The organism is Streptomyces mutabilis, from assembly GCF_014649815.1.
Taxonomy (GTDB): Bacteria; Actinomycetota; Actinomycetes; order Streptomycetales; family Streptomycetaceae; genus Streptomyces; species Streptomyces mutabilis.
Map to the genome: position 1 here is coordinate 1 of NZ_BMTT01000007.1, position 15,800 is coordinate 15,800.

At 71.4% G+C, this 15,800-nt stretch carries 15 protein-coding genes and 1 pseudogene; 13 read left to right on the plus strand and 3 right to left on the minus strand.

What is annotated here, in order from left to right:
• Window positions 1-74: 74 nt before the first annotated feature.
• The 8 genes and pseudogenes from IE142_RS16500 (at window position 75) to IE142_RS16530 (ending at window position 6,314) form a co-directional block, all read left to right on the plus strand.
• A complete protein-coding gene (locus IE142_RS16500) occupies window positions 75-722 on the plus strand; it encodes an HAD family hydrolase (protein ID WP_191886494.1) in 648 nt (215 codons plus the stop codon).
• Window positions 723-844: 122 nt separating this feature from the next.
• A pseudogene (locus tag IE142_RS36690) lies at window positions 845-1,323 on the plus strand (MFS transporter); the annotation flags it as partial.
• The gene (locus tag IE142_RS16505) at window positions 1,214-2,365 is read left to right on the plus strand and encodes an acetoin utilization protein AcuC (RefSeq protein WP_229830628.1); all 1,152 of its coding nucleotides are present in this window, start codon (window positions 1,214-1,216) and stop codon (window positions 2,363-2,365) included. The pseudogene IE142_RS36690 and the gene IE142_RS16505, both read left to right, overlap by 110 nt.
• A 209-nt stretch (window positions 2,366-2,574) precedes the next feature.
• Window positions 2,575-3,390, plus strand: a complete 816-nt coding sequence (locus IE142_RS16510; protein WP_191886496.1) for a phosphatase — start codon at window positions 2,575-2,577, stop codon at window positions 3,388-3,390.
• Between the two features lie 129 nt (window positions 3,391-3,519).
• On the plus strand, window positions 3,520-3,732 hold the full coding sequence (locus tag IE142_RS16515) for a helix-turn-helix domain-containing protein (protein WP_004984898.1): 213 nt from the start codon (window positions 3,520-3,522) through the stop codon (window positions 3,730-3,732).
• 109 nt (window positions 3,733-3,841) lie between these two features.
• Window positions 3,842-3,940, plus strand: a complete 99-nt coding sequence (locus IE142_RS16520; RefSeq protein ID WP_003948845.1) for a 30S ribosomal protein bS22 — start codon at window positions 3,842-3,844, stop codon at window positions 3,938-3,940.
• Between the two features lie 224 nt (window positions 3,941-4,164).
• Window positions 4,165-5,226 carry an NAD-dependent epimerase/dehydratase family protein gene (locus tag IE142_RS16525; protein ID WP_191886497.1) on the plus strand — a complete coding sequence of 354 codons (1,062 nt, stop codon included), beginning with the start codon at window positions 4,165-4,167 and terminating at the stop codon, window positions 5,224-5,226.
• A gap of 14 nt (window positions 5,227-5,240) precedes the next feature.
• A complete protein-coding gene (locus IE142_RS16530) occupies window positions 5,241-6,314 on the plus strand; it encodes a lysophospholipid acyltransferase family protein (RefSeq protein ID WP_191886498.1) in 1,074 nt (357 codons plus the stop codon).
• A gap of 70 nt (window positions 6,315-6,384) precedes the next feature.
• Here the strand turns inward: IE142_RS16530 and IE142_RS16535 are convergent, their stop codons facing one another.
• The 3 genes from IE142_RS16535 to IE142_RS16545 form a co-directional block, all read right to left on the minus strand.
• Window positions 6,385-7,629: a DUF5667 domain-containing protein gene (locus tag IE142_RS16535; protein ID WP_191886499.1), complete on the minus strand. Its 1,245-nt coding sequence runs from the start codon at window positions 7,627-7,629 to the stop codon at window positions 6,385-6,387.
• A gap of 233 nt (window positions 7,630-7,862) precedes the next feature.
• A complete protein-coding gene (locus IE142_RS16540; protein WP_043371989.1) occupies window positions 7,863-8,654 on the minus strand; it encodes an ECF subfamily RNA polymerase sigma factor, BldN family in 792 nt (263 codons plus the stop codon).
• Between the two features lie 302 nt (window positions 8,655-8,956).
• Window positions 8,957-9,886, minus strand: a complete 930-nt coding sequence (locus IE142_RS16545; protein ID WP_191886500.1) for an HAD family hydrolase — start codon at window positions 9,884-9,886, stop codon at window positions 8,957-8,959.
• A gap of 138 nt (window positions 9,887-10,024) precedes the next feature.
• On the opposite strand from IE142_RS16545, the gene IE142_RS16550 reads away from it, so the two are divergent.
• The 5 genes from IE142_RS16550 to IE142_RS16570 all read left to right on the plus strand — a co-directional run bounded on the left by IE142_RS16550 (window position 10,025) and on the right by IE142_RS16570 (window position 15,773).
• Window positions 10,025-10,366 (plus strand): glutaredoxin family protein, encoded by a 342-nt coding sequence (locus IE142_RS16550; RefSeq protein WP_370466359.1) that lies wholly within the window; start codon window positions 10,025-10,027, stop codon window positions 10,364-10,366.
• 274 nt (window positions 10,367-10,640) lie between these two features.
• A complete protein-coding gene (locus tag IE142_RS16555) occupies window positions 10,641-11,411 on the plus strand; it encodes a redox-sensing transcriptional repressor Rex (protein WP_191886502.1) in 771 nt (256 codons plus the stop codon).
• The gene (locus IE142_RS16560; protein WP_191886503.1) at window positions 11,408-13,123 is read left to right on the plus strand and encodes a glutamyl-tRNA reductase; all 1,716 of its coding nucleotides are present in this window, start codon (window positions 11,408-11,410) and stop codon (window positions 13,121-13,123) included. The genes IE142_RS16555 and IE142_RS16560 overlap by 4 nt, the downstream gene beginning before the upstream one ends.
• Entirely contained in the window at window positions 13,120-14,079 is a 960-nt protein-coding gene (gene hemC, locus IE142_RS16565; RefSeq protein WP_191886504.1) for a hydroxymethylbilane synthase, read from the plus strand. Before IE142_RS16560 ends, hemC begins: the two co-directional genes overlap by 4 nt.
• Complete coding sequence (locus tag IE142_RS16570) at window positions 14,076-15,773, plus strand: bifunctional uroporphyrinogen-III C-methyltransferase/uroporphyrinogen-III synthase (RefSeq protein ID WP_100048167.1); 1,698 nt, start codon at window positions 14,076-14,078, stop codon at window positions 15,771-15,773. Before hemC ends, IE142_RS16570 begins: the two co-directional genes overlap by 4 nt.
• Window positions 15,774-15,800 lie beyond the last annotated feature (27 nt).

Sequence of the window (15,800 nt, forward strand, 5' to 3'; positions counted from 1 at the left end):
CGCCGCCGAACAATTTTTGCGAGGAGACCCCGCACCGGGAACGGTGCGGGGTTTTCTGCGTTTAGGGTCCTTGTATGCGCTACGACCTGGTTATCTTCGACAATGACGGCGTCCTCGTCGACAGCGAGCCGATTTCGAATCGACTCCTGGCCGGCTACCTGACCGAGCTGGGGCACCCGACGTCGTACGAGGACTCGCTGCGGGACTACATGGGCGCCGCGATGCACCGGGTGCATGACCTCGTACTGGAGCGGACCGGGCGAAAGCTGCCCGAGAACTTCGACGACGTGTTCCACCGGCGGGTCTTCGCCGCCTTCGCGGAGCACCTGGAGGCTGTGCCCGGGGTGGTCGGCCTGCTGGAGAAGCTCGCGGTGGACGGAGTGCCGTACTGCGTGGCGTCTTCCGGGAGTCACGAGCGGATTCGGGTGGGGCATCGGAAGACCGGGCTGGACCGGTGGTTCGAGGACGAGCGGATCTTCAGCTCTCAGGACGTGGGACGGGGGAAGCCCGCCCCGGACCTGTTCCTGTACGCGGCCGAGCGGATGGGGGTCGCGCCCGAGCGGTGTGTCGTGGTGGAGGACAGTCCGCTGGGCGTCCGGGCGGCTGTCGCGGCCGGGATGGACGTGTACGGGTTCACGGCGATGACGCCGGCCGGAAAGCTGGCCGGGGCAACGCGGCTCTTCCGGGACATGGGGGAGTTGGCGGGGTCGCTGACCTCCTGACCGGAAAGGCTGAGCAGAGTTCGTCTCTGGCTGGACCTACCCACGGGTAGGCGGGATCTCTACGCTCGCCGCCATGACGGATGTGCTGCGGCGCGGCAGGGTCTCGTTGGCGTTCGGCTTCTTCGGCCGGCGGGTTCGCCGTGGTGGCGGCGGGGGCGCCCGGGGCGTGGGTGGGGATGCCCGGGTTCACGTTGCTGGCGCTGGGGTCGTGCGTGCTGGTGCCGCAGACGTTCGCGGCTGCGGGGCGGTTGGCGGAGGAACGGGCGTCCGTCCGGGGGCGTTCGACGCGGCGGTGGCGCGGCTCAATGTGTTCAACTACGTCGGTTTCCCGATCGGTTCGCCGTTGGTGGGGGCGCTCGGGGACGCCTGGAGCTATCGCGGGGCGATGCTCGTGCCGGTGGTGTTGGTGCTGGTGACGGTCGTGTACGCCGGGTCGTTCGAATCTCAACCGGACCGATACGGTGACGGGCATGAGCGGCCGCGCACAACTGATGTGGGACGAGGCAGTAACGGGCTACGACTTCGGGCCGGAGCATCCCATGGATCCGGTCCGGCTTGCCCTGACGCGAAGTCTGGTCGGTGCCTTGGGGCTCGACCGTGAGGTGGACGTCGTCGCGGCGCGGGCGGCCGGGGAGTCGACGCTGCGGCTCGTGCACCGGGAGGACTACATCGACGCGGTGAAGGCGGCGTCGGCCGATCCGGGCGCGGCTGATGTGTCGTACGGGCTCGGGACGGTGGACGATCCCGCCTTCGCGGGGATGCACGAGGTCTCCTCACTGATCGCCGGGCAGTCGGTGGGGGCGGCGGAGGCGGTGTGGCGCGGGGACGCGCTGCACGCGGTGAACTTCGCGGGCGGACTGCACCACGCGATGCCGGGGGCGGCGTCGGGGTTCTGCGTGTACAACGACGCGGCGCTGGCGATCGCGCGGCTGCTGGAGCTGGGGGCGGAGCGGGTCGCGTACGTGGACGTGGACGTGCATCACGGGGACGGGGTGCAGGCGGCGTTCTGGGAGGACCCGCGGGTGCTGACGGTGTCGCTGCACGAGCATCCGCGGACGCTGTTCCCGCAGACCGGCTGGCCGGAGGAGACGGGAGCGGACTGCGCGGAGGGGTCGGCGGTGAACGTCGCGCTGCCGGCGGGGACCGGGGACGCGGGATGGGTGCGGGCGTTCCACGCGGTGGTGCCGGAGGTGCTCGCGGACTTCCGGCCGCAGGTGCTGGTGACGCAGCACGGGGCGGACACGCACTTCGAGGATCCGTTGGCGCATCTGGCGGTGTCGTTGGACGCGCAGCGGGCGGTGCAGGTGGCGTGTCATGAGCTGGCGCACGAGTACGCCGGGGGGCGGTGGGTGGCGCTCGGGGGAGGCGGCTACGCCGTGGTGGATGTGGTGCCGCGGTCGTGGGCGCATCTGGTGGGGATCGCGGCGGGGCGGCCGGTGGCCCCGGAGACGGTGATTCCGGAGGGGTGGCGGCAGCAGGTGTTCGCGCGGACGCGGCAGCTGGGGCCGATACGGATGACTGATGGGCGGTGGCCGGTGGGGTGGGCGCCGTGGGATGCGGGGTACGACCCTGCGGATCGGTTGGATCAGGCGGTGGTGGCGGCTCGGCGGGCGGTGTTTCCGTTGCGGGGGCTGTTGGCTTGACGGTGGAGCATCGGTGACTCGGCGTTGGTGCCGGCCGGGGTTTGGTCTCGCAGCCCGGCGTGGCGGGGTGCCGCTGCGCCCACCCGTGCCGCCCCAGCGGCACGACTGCCCGCAGCTGGAGCGAGGTCGCGCGGGACCGTTACGCCGACCGTGGGTAGATTGCCGCGTTTCCCGCCCAGGGGGTGGGGTGGCCCGGCAGCATCGAGACTGTGCTGACCCGTCGAGCTCTTCGGGCTCATCTACTGGACGCTCGTCTTGCCGGGGTCGTGGCGACTTCCCGGGAGGTGAGCCTGCGGAGCTACCGGTTGTTCGCGGCGCGGGATCCGCGGGTGCTGATCGGGATCGATCCGGAGCGGAACTGGGGGCACCGGGACCTGCTCGGGCTGATGGCGGAGAGGTGCGGCGTTTCGGCCGATCCGCGTAACACGTCGGGGCAGGACGTGATCGACCCGGACCGGACGCTGGCGGCGCTGGACGCGTTCGCCGGCCGGCTCGCCGTCGTCGCTCAGCGTCGCGGGCCGGTGCTCCTCGGCACCGGCCACCCGCACCGGCTGCTCGGTTTCTACGTCGCCTTGGCCGAGGCCCTGTCGGCGGCGGGATGTGCTGTCCTCACCCCGGCGCAGGGTCGCTGTGTCGACATAACGACCCGGTTCGGTCTACGCACGCACAAGGTCGACTACGTCCGGGGAGTCGCGTTGGTGCGGGAACCCGGCGCCGGACGCGCCCGTGGTGAGCCCGGCGCGCACACGCATTCGCCGCTCCCGGTTCGTACCGCGCTGGCGGCCGCTGCCGAGGCCGGCGGGCCGCTTCCCGAGCTGGTGATCGGGGACCACGGATGGGTCTGCGGAGCAGGTCAGCTGGGGTTCGAGGCGATCGGGCCCGCCGATACGGACGATCCCGCGCTCTTCGTGGGAGAGGCGGAGGGGATCGTGTCCGTCGCCGTTCCGCTTGATGACGCTGTGCGGTCTGAGTACTACCGGCCGCTTACCCGCTACGTACTCAATCGGGCGTGTCTGTCACGGTAGGGAAGCGATGGGTGCACCTCTTCCCCATTCGCATCACCCGCCCCTACATTGGGGAGTGAGCACGCAGCGACGAAGAGTCACCGGAAGGGGAAGCCGGTGGCCGTCGAGTGCGGAAGGTTCAGGTGTGTCATGGCTGCAGCTGGCGAAAGGCCTCTGAACGAGGTTCAGTTCCTTACCGTGGCGGAGGTCGCCTCGGTGATGCGCGTGTCCAAGATGACCGTGTACCGGTTGGTGCACAGCGGTCATCTGCCCGCGATCCGGGTGGGACGGTCGTTCCGCGTCCCGGAGCAAGCGGTTCACGAGTACCTCCGGGAGAGTTACGTGGGGGTGGAAACGGCCTGACGACCTCGATTACGAGTCTCAGCGCTCGGGCGGGTAGGCTGGCCCCTCGTAGGTCGTGTGGGCCCATGGCGCCCAACAACCGAGTGATGAGAAGTGAGCGAGGGTAGTCGTGGGCTCTGTTATCAAGAAGCGGCGCAAGCGGATGGCCAAGAAGAAGCACCGCAAGCTGCTGAAGCGCACGCGCGTTCAGCGTCGCAACAAGAAGTAGGCGACGCTGCGCCGTCAGCGTGGTCTGTGGCCCCCCACCGCAACCGGTGGGGGGCCACAGTCGTTCCGGGGCCCGGAACGACAGCCGCACCGGGCCGGGAGCAGGCACGAATTCTTGTCACTCGCCGCGTCCGTCGGTCATCACAGCGCAACGCCGACCGGCTAAGTTGGCCCGCAGGTGGGGAACCGGCAGGTACGCAGCAGGGTGGAAGGAAGGCGCTGATCTTGGGCAAGGTCGTGCTCGTGACCGGGGTGGCCCGCCAGCTGGGCGGCCGGTTCGTCCGTCGCATCCAGCGTGATCCCGACGTGGACCGGGTCGTCGGCGTGGACGCCGTCGCGCCGGAGCACCATCTGGGCGGTGCGGAGTTCGTCCAGGCCGACATCCGGCAGTCGGCGATCGGGCGCATCCTCGCGGAGACGGGTGCCGACACCGTCGTCCACCTGGACGTCACGGGCACCCCGCTGGGCAGCGGCAGCCGGACGTCGGTCAAGGAGACCAACGTCATCGGCACGATGCAGTTGCTCGGCGCCTGCCAGAAGTCACCGGCCGTGCAGCGGCTGGTGGTGAAGTCCAGTACGAACGTCTACGGGTCCGCGCCGCGCGACCCGGCCGTCTGCACGGAGACCACCGCGCCCAAGTCCCTGCCCAGCGGCGGCTTCGCCAAGGACGCGGTCGAGGTCGAGGGGTATGTGCGGGGCTTCGCCCGTCGCCGTCCCGACGTCGCCGTGACCGTCCTGCGGTTCGCCAACATCCTGGGTCCGGCCGCGGACACACCGCTCGCCTCGTACTTCGGGCTGCCGGTGCTGCCGACGGTGTTCGGCTACGACCCGCGGCTCCAGTTCGTGCACGAGGACGACGTGATCGAGGTGCTGCGGATCTCCTCGCACGAGCCGCGGCGGGGCACGTTGAACAGCGGCACCTTCAACATCGCGGGCGACGGTGTCCTGACGCTGTCGCAGTGCTCGCGCCGGCTGGGCCGCCCCACGGTGCCGTTGCTGCTGCCGGCGGTCACCTGGGCGGGCTCGCTCGTGCGTACGCTGGGGATGACGGACTTCTCCCCCGAGCAGATCCGGCTGCTCACCCACGGGCGGGTGGTGGACACCACGCAGATGCGCGAGACCCTGGGGTTCCGGCCGAAGTACTCGACGGCCGGGACGTTCGCGGACTTCGCGCGCGGCCGCGGTACGGGTCTGCTGCCGCCCGAGGCCCTCGCGGGGGCCGTCGACCGGATCGCGGAGTTGTCCCTGCGGGGCAGCGGCCACCTCCCGACGCAGAGCGCCAACTGAGGAGCGCATCAACGATGGCGGACGCCAAGGTCATTCCGTTCGACGACGACAGGTCGCGGGGGAGCGGCGGCAGCGGCGGGAACGCGGCCCGGCGCCGCGGCGCGGGGAGCCGGCGCAAGGGCTCGGCTGAGTCCGTGCCCGTACGGGAGGTGCAGCCGTTGCCGGTGCGGGGTGCCGCCGGGGACGACGGTGCCACGACGCCGGAGCCGCAGGGGTCGCCCGGGGCGCGGCCGGACGACGCGGCGGACGGTGGTCTGGAGCGCCGTATCGCGGGCGGTCTGGCCTTCCTGCGCCGCCGTCTCACCGGTGACTACGAGGTCGACGACTTCGGCTACGACGCCGAGCTCACCGACCAGGTGCTGATGTCCATGCTCCGCCCGGTGTACGAGAAGTACTTCCGGGTCGAGGTGAAGGGCGTGGAGAACATCCCCGCCGAGGGCGGGGCGCTGATCGTCGCGAACCACTCGGGGACGCTGCCACTGGACGGCCTGATGATGCAGGTCGCCGTGCACGATCACCATCCGGCCGACCGGCACCTGCGGCTGCTGGCGGCGGACCTGGTGTTCGTGCTGCCGGTGGTCAACGAGCTGGCCCGCAAGCTGGGCCACACGTTGGCCTGTGCGGAGGACGCCGAGCGGCTGCTGGCCCAGGGTGAGCTGGTCGGGGTGATGCCGGAGGGCTTCAAGGGCATCGGGAAGCCGTTCAGCGAGCGTTACAAGCTCCAGCGTTTCGGGCGCGGCGGCTTCGTGTCGACGGCGCTCAGGCAGGGTGCGCCGATCATTCCGTGCTCGATCGTGGGCGCGGAGGAGATCTACCCGATGATCGGCAACGCGAAGACGCTGGCGCGACTGCTGGGTTTCCCGTACTTCCCGCTGACGCCGACGTTCCCGTGGCTGGGGCCGCTGGGTGCGGTGCCGTTGCCGACGAAGTGGACGATCCAGTTCGGCGAGCCGATCCCGACGGACGGCTATCCGCCGGAGGCGGCCGAGGACCCGATGCTGATGTTCAACCTGACCGACCAGGTGCGGGAGCAGATCCAGCACACGCTCTACAAGTTGCTGGTGCAGCGGCGGTCGGTGTTCTTCTGACCCGTGGTGTTCTTCTGACTGACCTGTGAGCGGCGCTGCGTGGGGGTGCCGCGAGGGCACCCCCACGTGTTCACTCCGTGTCGTCCGCCTCGATGCCCAGGCCGGGCAGGAGGCCCGGGAGGAGGGGCGGGAGGGTGACGTCCGGTTCCACGGGCGGGGTGTTGTTGCCCGTGGAGGGAGCGGCGGGGCTGCTGTCCTTCGGCGGGTCGAGCAGGCCGCCCGTACCGCCGCCGAGCAGGCCGTCCTCCTCCTGGCCGGAGTCGGTGGACTCGCTGGGCCGGCCGCTGCCCGAGCGTCCGCTTCCCGAGGTGCCGTCGTCGCCGGTGCTCGGCGTCGACGAGTGCCCGGAGCCGGGGGCGTCGCTGGTCGCCGACCCGGAACTGCCCGGACTGCCGTGGTCCGTGCCGCCGGGCTTCTGCTCCGGCGACTGCGGAAGCATGGACTGCAGCGGCGCCACGTCGTTCTCTATGGCGTCGAAGACCGACGACACCTGCTCGCTGACGTCCCCGAGCTGCACGGGCAGCCGATCGCGCAGGGCTCCCCAGGTGTCCCGGTGGGAGCGGGAGAAGGTGGAGAGGGCCTGCATGGGGGCCAGGGAGTCGGGGTCGCGGGCGTAGACGGCGCTGAGCAGCCGGTGGCCTTCGGAGGCGTCGTGCTGCATGCCGGACAGCGCGCGGCGGATCTCGCCGAGGGACTCGTGGTCGAGGGGCCCGCTGCGACCGCGCTCCATCAGCCGGCGTGCTTCGTTCAGCCGGGTGGACGCCAGGTCCAGGTAGGCCCGGCCGCGCTCGTCGTCCCCGTCGGCGAGGCCGAGGCGGAAGTCCTCTATGCCGCGCTTGAGGCCGTAGAGCGAGTCGCCGGGCAGGGCGTCCGAACTGGCCGCGGCGACTCCGCCGAAGGCTCCGGCGGCCACGCTCACGCTCAGCCCGCCCGCGGTGAGGCCCTTGGCCAGCCGCGAGCGCGGCCGGAACCTCTTCAGCGGGGCCGCCCGGTGGGTGCCGCGCGCCCGGCGCTGCTCGGGTACCGCGGGATCCGTCGCCCCGCCGCCCGCGGTGCCCTCCTGGAGCATGGCCTCGAACGCGGCCACCAGCTGGGCCCGCTGGACGACCTTGACCTCCGGATCAAGCTCGGGCCGGGGCAGTGTCTCCAGGCCGTTGGCAAGGGTCAACAGACGACCCTGCTCGGTCGGTTCCCCGGCGGCCCCGGCGGCTGCCGGTCCTCCGGACTGCTCGGCCGCCGCCCCGGGATCGGACTGCTCCTCCAGAGCCTGGGCGAAGGCGTTCGCCCGCCGGTGTGCCGATACGTTCGCGATCACTGGCGGCACCTCCTCTCGTCATGACGGTCGACTCCCCAGGGGGTCCTGAGGGTTGCACACCCTGATCGGAACCACCCGATCGTGTGATCGGAGTAGGCCGGAGTGTGACCACAGGGAGCCTGCATCCCGCACAACGAGCGGCGCGGCACTTGGGTTACGCACGGTGGATGATCGGACCGCTGTCTCAACAGACTCTCACCGGTGGTGATGTGAGGAACGCGCAGGGTGAGGGCTCAGCGCGCGTCGTCCGGAAGGAGCCGGGCGAGGGTGCGCACGGCCCGGTACTGGAGCGTCTTGATGGCGCCCTCGTTCTTGCCCATGACCCGGGCGGTCTCGGCGACCGAGAGGCCCTGGAGGAAGCGCAGGGTCACGCACTCCTGCTGCTGCGGGTTGAGTCGTCGTACGGCGTCGAGGAGGGCGGCGTTGGAGAGGGACTCGAGGACGGAGTCCTCGGGGGACCGTTCGACCTCGTTGGCGTCGAGCATTTCGCCGGTGGTGACCTCCAGCCGGAAGCGGCTGGACTTGAAGTGGTCGGCGACGAGGTTGCGGGCGATGGTCACCAGCCAGGCGCCGAAGTCGCGGCCCTGCCAGGTGAAGGTGCCGATGCGCCGGAGGGCCCGCAGGAAGGTCTCGCTGGTGAGGTCCTCGGCGGTCGCCTTGCCGCCCACCCGGTAGTAGATGTAGCGGTACACGGTGTCGCTGTACTGGTCGTAGAGCCGCCCGAAGGCGTCGGCCTCGCCGGCCTGAGCCCGCTCGACCAGGTCCATCATGCGGGCGCTGTCGCTGTCGGCGGCGGGGCGCCGGTGGGTGGCGGCGGCCCCGGACGCGGACGATCGAGCGCGTCTGCCGACGGCGGCGCCCGAGTCGGCCAGTGCGTAGCAAGGGCCGACGGGGGCGGTGGCCGCGGCGAGGGCGGGGACGGCGTACGCGGTGGGGACGAAGCCGCGCAACAGGTCTTGGGCTGACTTGACCGTTGCGCGCAGCGTAGCCAGGCCCGAGGCGTCAACCCCGACGTGTGGGTACACGGGACTCCCAGAGGCAGAGCTTCCATCACGTGCAGTACGGAACCATTCACCCGTCGTAGCGAAGGTGGGGTACCGGAATGCGTCTGAGGAGAATAACGCTTCGTGCAGGCACTGCTACACCCAGTTGCTCAAATCATCGATTACGTCGCTTCCGTGCCCGGTTGACGCTCGATCAGATGCGCCAGAGTGATCGGTTAATGACCGGAACAGTTCGGGTTCCGTGTCGCTGCAGAGCGTGTTGTGGTCGATGTGAGGAAAGGGGACTGAGGGGGGCGCCTCGCGGGTACGTCACATCGATTGGGTCAACGGCGGCGGCGGTGCAGCGCGATGGCCGCCGCCGTGCCGCCGGCCACGGCGCCGACGCCCGCGGCCGCCGGGATGCCGACCTTGGCCGCCTTTCGGCCGGTGCGGTAGTCCCGCAGGCGCCACTCCAGCTCCCGGGCGTGCTTGCGCAGCTTGGAGTCCGGGTTGATCGCGTACGGGTGGCCGACCAGGGACAGCATCGGGATGTCGTTGTGCGAGTCGCTGTAGGCGGCGCAGCGGGACAGGTCCAGGCCCTCCGCCGCCGCCAGTGCCCGTACCGCCTCCGCCTTGGCGGGGCCGTGCAGGGGTTCGCCGACGAGCTTGCCCGTGTAGACGCCGCCGATCGACTCGGCCACCGTGCCCAGTGCGCCGGTCAGGCCGAGGCGGCGGGCGATCACCTGGGCGATCTCCACCGGGGCCGCGGTGACCAGCCAGACCTTCTGCCCGGCGTCCAGGTGGGCCTGGGCGAGGGCGCGGGTGCCCGGCCAGATCCGCTCGGCCATGTACTCGTCGTAGATCTCCTCGCCGATCGACTTCAGCTCGGAGACGCGGTGGCCCTTGACGATGGACAGCGCGGAGTCGCGGGCGTCCTGCATGTGCTCGGGGTCCTCGAACCCGGCGAGCCGGAACCACGCCTGCTGCCAGGCGAACCGGGCGAGGTCGCGGGTCTCGAAGAACTTCCGCTTGTACAGGCCCCGCCCGAAGTGGAAGATCGCGGCGCCCTGCATCACGGTGTTGTCCAGGTCGAAGAAGGCGGCCGCCCGCTCGTCGCCGTGGACCGGGAACTCCGCCTCCGCGCCCGTGTCGAGGGCGGTCTCCTCGGCGGTCTGCGCGGATTTGCGGGCTGCCTCCGCCGAGGCCTCGCCTGCCAACACGCTCCGCGCCGTGGCGGAGCGCCTACGGGGAGTGAGCCATCGAAGAGCGGCCATGTCCGTGAGCATAGCCAGTTTGTTCGGGGGCTTCGGAGTCGAGAGGTTCGGAGGCTGTGAACTCTGGGCGACCGTGCCGTTAAAGGGTGTGTCGCGGGGCTCGCCGCAGGAGTGGCCCCCCGCGCGAGAATGGACGGCATGAGTCCCCTCTTCCGCCGAAAGCCCGCGCAGCACCGGCAGGCCCCGCAGACGCCGGGGGCCCCGCAGCCCGCTCAGTCCTCCGAGCACTCCGAGAACCATCTCGTCACCCTCATCCGCAAACCCGGCTGTCACCTGTGTGATGACGCACAGCTCGTCGTCGAGAAGGTCTGTGCGGACCTCGGTGTCCCCTGGGAGGGGAAGGACATCACCCGGGACCGCCAACTCCACGACGAGTACTGGGAACAGATCCCGGTCGTCCTGGTCGACGGCAGGCAGCACACCTTCTGGCGTGTGAACGAGGAACGCCTGCGCAAGGCACTGACCGACGAGTCCAAGTAGTCCGGATGGTCGCTTAGGATCGATGGTGACTTGGTCTCGGGGGCGTTGATCGTGAGGAGCGTGTGCGGCTTTGCCCTCGATGGGAGAGGAACGCGTGCGCGTACGCGCCGGTTCCCGGTTCGGGCGCCGGGCGCGCGTGAGCCCGGTCACGTTGGCCGGGCAAATCGGACACCATCTTTGTGCACGCGTTCACAAAGACATAGCCTGCATTCGACGGGGCGGTCATGTAGGGACGTATGACCGCCTACAGCCCCGCTCTACCCGCAGGAGCACCGTGGCAACTGGCCGAACACACCGACCGGCGACCCGCAGCCGAGGGATTCCCGAGGCCACCGTCGCCAGGCTTCCGCTGTACCTCCGCGCGCTGACCGCGCTCTCCGAGCGCTCGGTGCCCACGGTCTCCTCCGAGGAGCTGGCGGCGGCGGCGGGCGTCAACTCCGCGAAACTGCGCAAGGACTTCTCCTACCTCGGCTCCTACGGGACCCGGGGCGTCGGCTACGACGTCGAGTATCTCGTCTACCAGATCTCGCGCGAGCTGGGGCTCACCCAGGACTGGCCGGTTGTGATCGTCGGTATCGGTAACCTCGGCGCCGCGCTCGCCAACTACGGCGGTTTCGCTTCCCGCGGTTTCCGGGTCGCCGCGCTCATCGACGCCGATCCGTCAATGGCCGGAAAGCCCGTCGCGGGCATTCCGGTGCAGCACACCGACGAGCTGGAGAAGATCATCCAGGACGACGGTGTCTCCATCGGCGTGATCGCGACACCCGCCGGTGCCGCCCAGCAGGTCTGCGACCGGCTCGTGGCCGCCGGTGTCACCTCCATCCTGAACTTCGCGCCGACCGTGCTGAACGTCCCCGAGGGTGTCGACGTGCGCAAGGTCGACCTCTCCATCGAGCTGCAGATCCTCGCCTTCCACGAGCAGCGCAAGGCGGGCGAGGAGGCGGTGGCCGACGCCGGTGCCGTGCCGCCCGCCGTCGCTCGCAAGCAGCAGCCCTCCATTGACCAGGGACCCGACGGGGACGTGCCCGCCGTGATGCCGGCATGAGCCTCCTCGTCGTCGGACTCAGCCACCGCAGCGCGCCGGTCAGCGTGCTGGAGCGGGCGTCCCTGAACGCGGACGCGCAGCTCAAGCTGCTCCAGGACACGGTCGCCGCCGAACCGGCCGCCGAGGCCGCGGTGCTGGCCACCTGCAACCGCATCGAGCTCTACGCCGACGTGGACAAGTTCCACGCCGGTGTCGCCGAGCTGTCCACGCTGCTCGCCCAGCACAGCGGGGTCGGCCTGGAGGAGCTCACTCCTCATCTTTACGTGCACTACGAGGACCGGGCCGTCCACCACCTGTTCTCGGTGGCCTGCGGGCTCGACTCGATGGTGGTGGGCGAGGGCCAGATCCTCGGCCAGATAAAGGACTCCCTGGCCCGCGCCCAGGACCTGCACACCGCCGGACGGCTCCTGAACGACCTGTTCCAGCAGGCGCTCAGGGTCGGCAAGCGGGCCCACTCGGAGACCGGCATCGACCGCGCCGGACAGTCCCTGGTCACCTTCGGCCTGGAGCAGCTGGCCGCGGGCGCCGACGTGCGGACCTGGGCGCGGGGCCGGAAGGCGCTGGTCATCGGCGCCGGTTCGATGTCGTCGCTGGCCGCCGCGACGCTGGCGCGGGCCGGGGTCGCCGAGATCGTGGTCGCCAACCGCACCTTCGAGCGGGCCGAGCGGCTCGCGCAGATACTTTCCGAGGGCGACGACACGGACGTGGTGGCCCGCGCGGTACCGATGGACGCGGTGCCGGCCGAGCTGACACGTGCCGACCTGGCCGTCTCCTGCACCGGTGCGACCGGGCTGGTCCTCACCGCGGGCGCCGTGGCGGCGACGATGGAGGGCCGCGCCGGCGCGCCCGTCGCCGAGCCGGCCGCCGGGGGCCCCGCCGTGGCCACTGTCGTACGGGAGGCCGCCGAGACGCCACTGCCGGGTGCCGGCGGAGACGAGAACTGCCCGCTCGACCTGTCCGCCGCGCAGTCCGGCTTCTCCGTCATGGGGGAGGCCGCCGTGGCCGGCATGGACGCGGCGACGCTGGAGCAGCACGGGGCCTGGGCCGCGAGCGGTACGACGGTGGACCGGCCGCGCGAGGCCGGACGCCCGAGCCCCGAGGCGGACGCGGAGCTGATCAGCGCACTCGCCGCCACGGCGACGCGCGTGGGCCGCGTCCCCGAGCGCCGACGCCCCGAGCCGGTCGCCGAGGTGCCGCGTCCGCAGCCCGTGCTCTTCCTCCTCGACCTGGCGATGCCGCGCGACATCGACGCCGCCGTGCACCGGCTGGCCGGGGTGCGCCTGGTGGACATCGAGTCGCTGGCCGACGCCTCCGCCGACGCCCCGATGGCCGCCGACGTCGACATGGTCCGCCGGATCGTCGCCGACGAGGTCGCGGCGTTCGGCGCCGCCCAGCGGGCCGCGCACATCACGCCGACCGTGGTCGCGCTGCGCAGCATGGCCGCGGACGTCGTGGCCGGTGAGATCGCCCGCCTCGAGGGGCGGCTGCCCGGCCTCGACGACAAGCACCGCGCCGAGATCACCCAGACCGTCAAGCGTGTGGTCGACAAGCTGTTGCACGCGCCGACGGTGCGGGTCAAGCAGCTCGCCGCCGAGCCCGGCGGTGCCGGGTACGCGGACGCGCTGCGCACCCTGTTCGACCTCGACCCCGAGACGGTGGCCTCCGTCTCCCGCGCCGAGAACAGCACTGAGAAGAACCGAGGGCCGGCATGACTGAGAAGGCACTGAGGCTGGGGACCAGGCGCAGCAAGCTCGCCATGGCCCAGTCCGGGCAGGTGGCGGACGCCGTGAGCCAGGTGACCGGTCGGCCCGTTGAGCTGGTCGAGATCACCACGTACGGCGACGTGTCGCGGGAGCACCTGGCGCAGATAGGCGGCACGGGCGTGTTCGTGGCCGCGCTGCGCGAGGCGCTGCTGCGGGGAGAGGTGGACTTCGCGGTTCACTCGCTCAAGGACCTCCCCACCGCGCAGCACGAGGGACTGGTGGTGGCCGCGGTCCCCGAGCGGGAGGACCCGCGGGACGTGGTCGTCGCCCGGGACGCGCGCAAGCTGACCGACCTGCCGCGCGGCGCCCGCATAGGGACGGGCGCGCCGCGCCGCATGGCGCAGCTGAACGCGTACGCCCGCACCCACGGCATGGAGATCGAGACGGTCCCGATCCGGGGCAACGTCGACACCCGCATCGGATACGTCCGCAGCGGCGATCTCGACGCGGTCGTGCTGGCCGCCGCCGGGTTGAACCGGGTGGGCCGCATGGACGAGGTGACCGACTTCCTGTCGGTCGACACGGTTCTGCCGGCTCCCGGCCAGGGGGCCCTGGCGATCGAGTGCACCGCGGACAACGCGGACCTCGTCGCCGCGCTCGCCGAGCTCGACGACCCGTTCACGCGGGCCGCCGTGACGGCCGAGCGATCACTGCTCGCCGCCCTGGAGGCCGGCTGCAGCGCCCCCGTGGGCGCGCTGGCCGACCTTCTGGCCGACGGGCAGGTTGTCAAGGAAATGCGCCTGCGCGGCGTCGTCGGCACGACCGACGGCTCGACGCTGGTGCAGCTGTCCACCACCGGTCCCGTGCCCGAGACGCACGAGGCGGCGATGGCACTCGGTCGCGAACTCGCCACCGAGATGCTCGCCCAGGGCGCGGCCGGTCTGATGGGGGAGCGAGCACATTGAGCCCCACCACCTTTCCCGCCGGTCCGGAACAAGGGCACGTCACCTTCCTCGGTGCCGGACCCGGAGATCCGGGACTGCTGACTCTGCGCGCCGTGGAGGCGCTGGCGCACGCGGACGTCCTCGTCGCCGAGCACGAGGTGCTCGACGTCGTACGCACGCATGCGAGGCAGGGCGTGTCGGAAGTGCACACGGATGCCGATCCGTCGGATCCGGGCACAGGCGCGCCCCAGCTGACGGTGGTTGACGGTGCGTCAACCTCCGTCGGCGCCCCCGCTGTGCGGGATGCCGCACATCTTGTCATGGAGGCCGCACGAGGCGGCAGGCGGGTCGTGCGTGCGGTGACCGGGGACCCCGGGCTCGACGCGTACGCCGCCGAGGAGATGCTGGCGTGCGCCGCGGCCGGGGTGCCCTTCGAGGTCGTCCCCGGTATCGCGAACGCGGTCGGTGTGCCCGCGTACGCCGGTGTGCCGCTGCGGGACGCCGAGGGCGCCGACGTGCGGTTCGTGGACGCTCGTACGGCGTCGGCGCGGTGCTGGACGGAGGTGGGCGCCTCCGACGGGACGGTCGTGGTCTCGACGACGCTCGACTCGGTCGCCGCGGCGGCCGGCGAGCTGGTGTCGGCGGGCCGCAAGCCGGACACCCCGCTGACGGTGACGATCGCCGGTACGACGACCCGCCAGCGGACCTGGACGGCGACGCTCGGCACGGTCGCCCAGACGCTGAAGCAGGCCAAGGTGCTGCCGTCCCCGGACGGTGGCCGTCCGGTGATAGCCGTGGTCGGTGAGCGCGGTGCCACCGCCCGGCGCGACCAGCTGTCGTGGTTCGAGTCCAAGCCGCTGTTCGGCTGGAAGGTCCTCGTGCCGCGTACGAAGGAGCAGGCGGCGTCGCTCTCCGACCAGCTGCGGTCCTACGGGGCCGTCCCCAGCGAGGTCCCGACCATCGCGGTGGAGCCCCCGCGCACCCCGCAGCAGATGGAGCGGGCGGTCAAGGGCCTGGTGACGGGCCGCTACGAGTGGATCGCGTTCACGTCGGTCAACGCGGTGAAGGCGGTCCGCGAGAAGTTCGAGGAGTACGGGCTCGACGCCCGTGCCTTCGCGGGCATCAAGGTCGCCGCGGTCGGCGAGCAGACCGCGAAGGCGCTCATCGCCTTCGGCGTCAAGCCGGACCTGGTGCCGAGCGGCGAGCAGTCGGCCGCGGGCCTGCTGGAGGACTGGCCGCCGTACGACCCGGTCTTCGACCCGATCGACCGCGTCTTCCTCCCACGGGCGGACATCGCCACGGAGACCCTGGTCGCCGGGCTGATCGAGCTGGGCTGGGAGGTCGACGACGTCACCGCCTACCGCACGGTGCGCGCCTCGCCGCCCCCGGCCACCACCCGGGAGGCCATCAAGGGCGGTGGCTTCGACGCGGTGCTCTTCACCTCGTCGTCCACGGTCCGCAACCTGGTGGGCATCGCGGGCAAGCCGCACAACGTCACGGTGATCGCCTGTATCGGACCGGCGACCGCCAAGACTGCGGAGGAGCACGGGCTGCGGGTCGACGTCATGTCCCCCGAGCCGTCCGTCACCAAGCTGGCGGAGGCCCTGGCCGACTTCGGCGCCCGGCGCCGCGCGGCGGCCCTGGAGGCCGGCGACCCGGTGACGCGGCCGAGCGAGCGTCGGCCGGGGGCGCGTCGGCGGCGGTCTTCGACCTGAGGGACGTCAGGTGACGTGAGGCGGGGG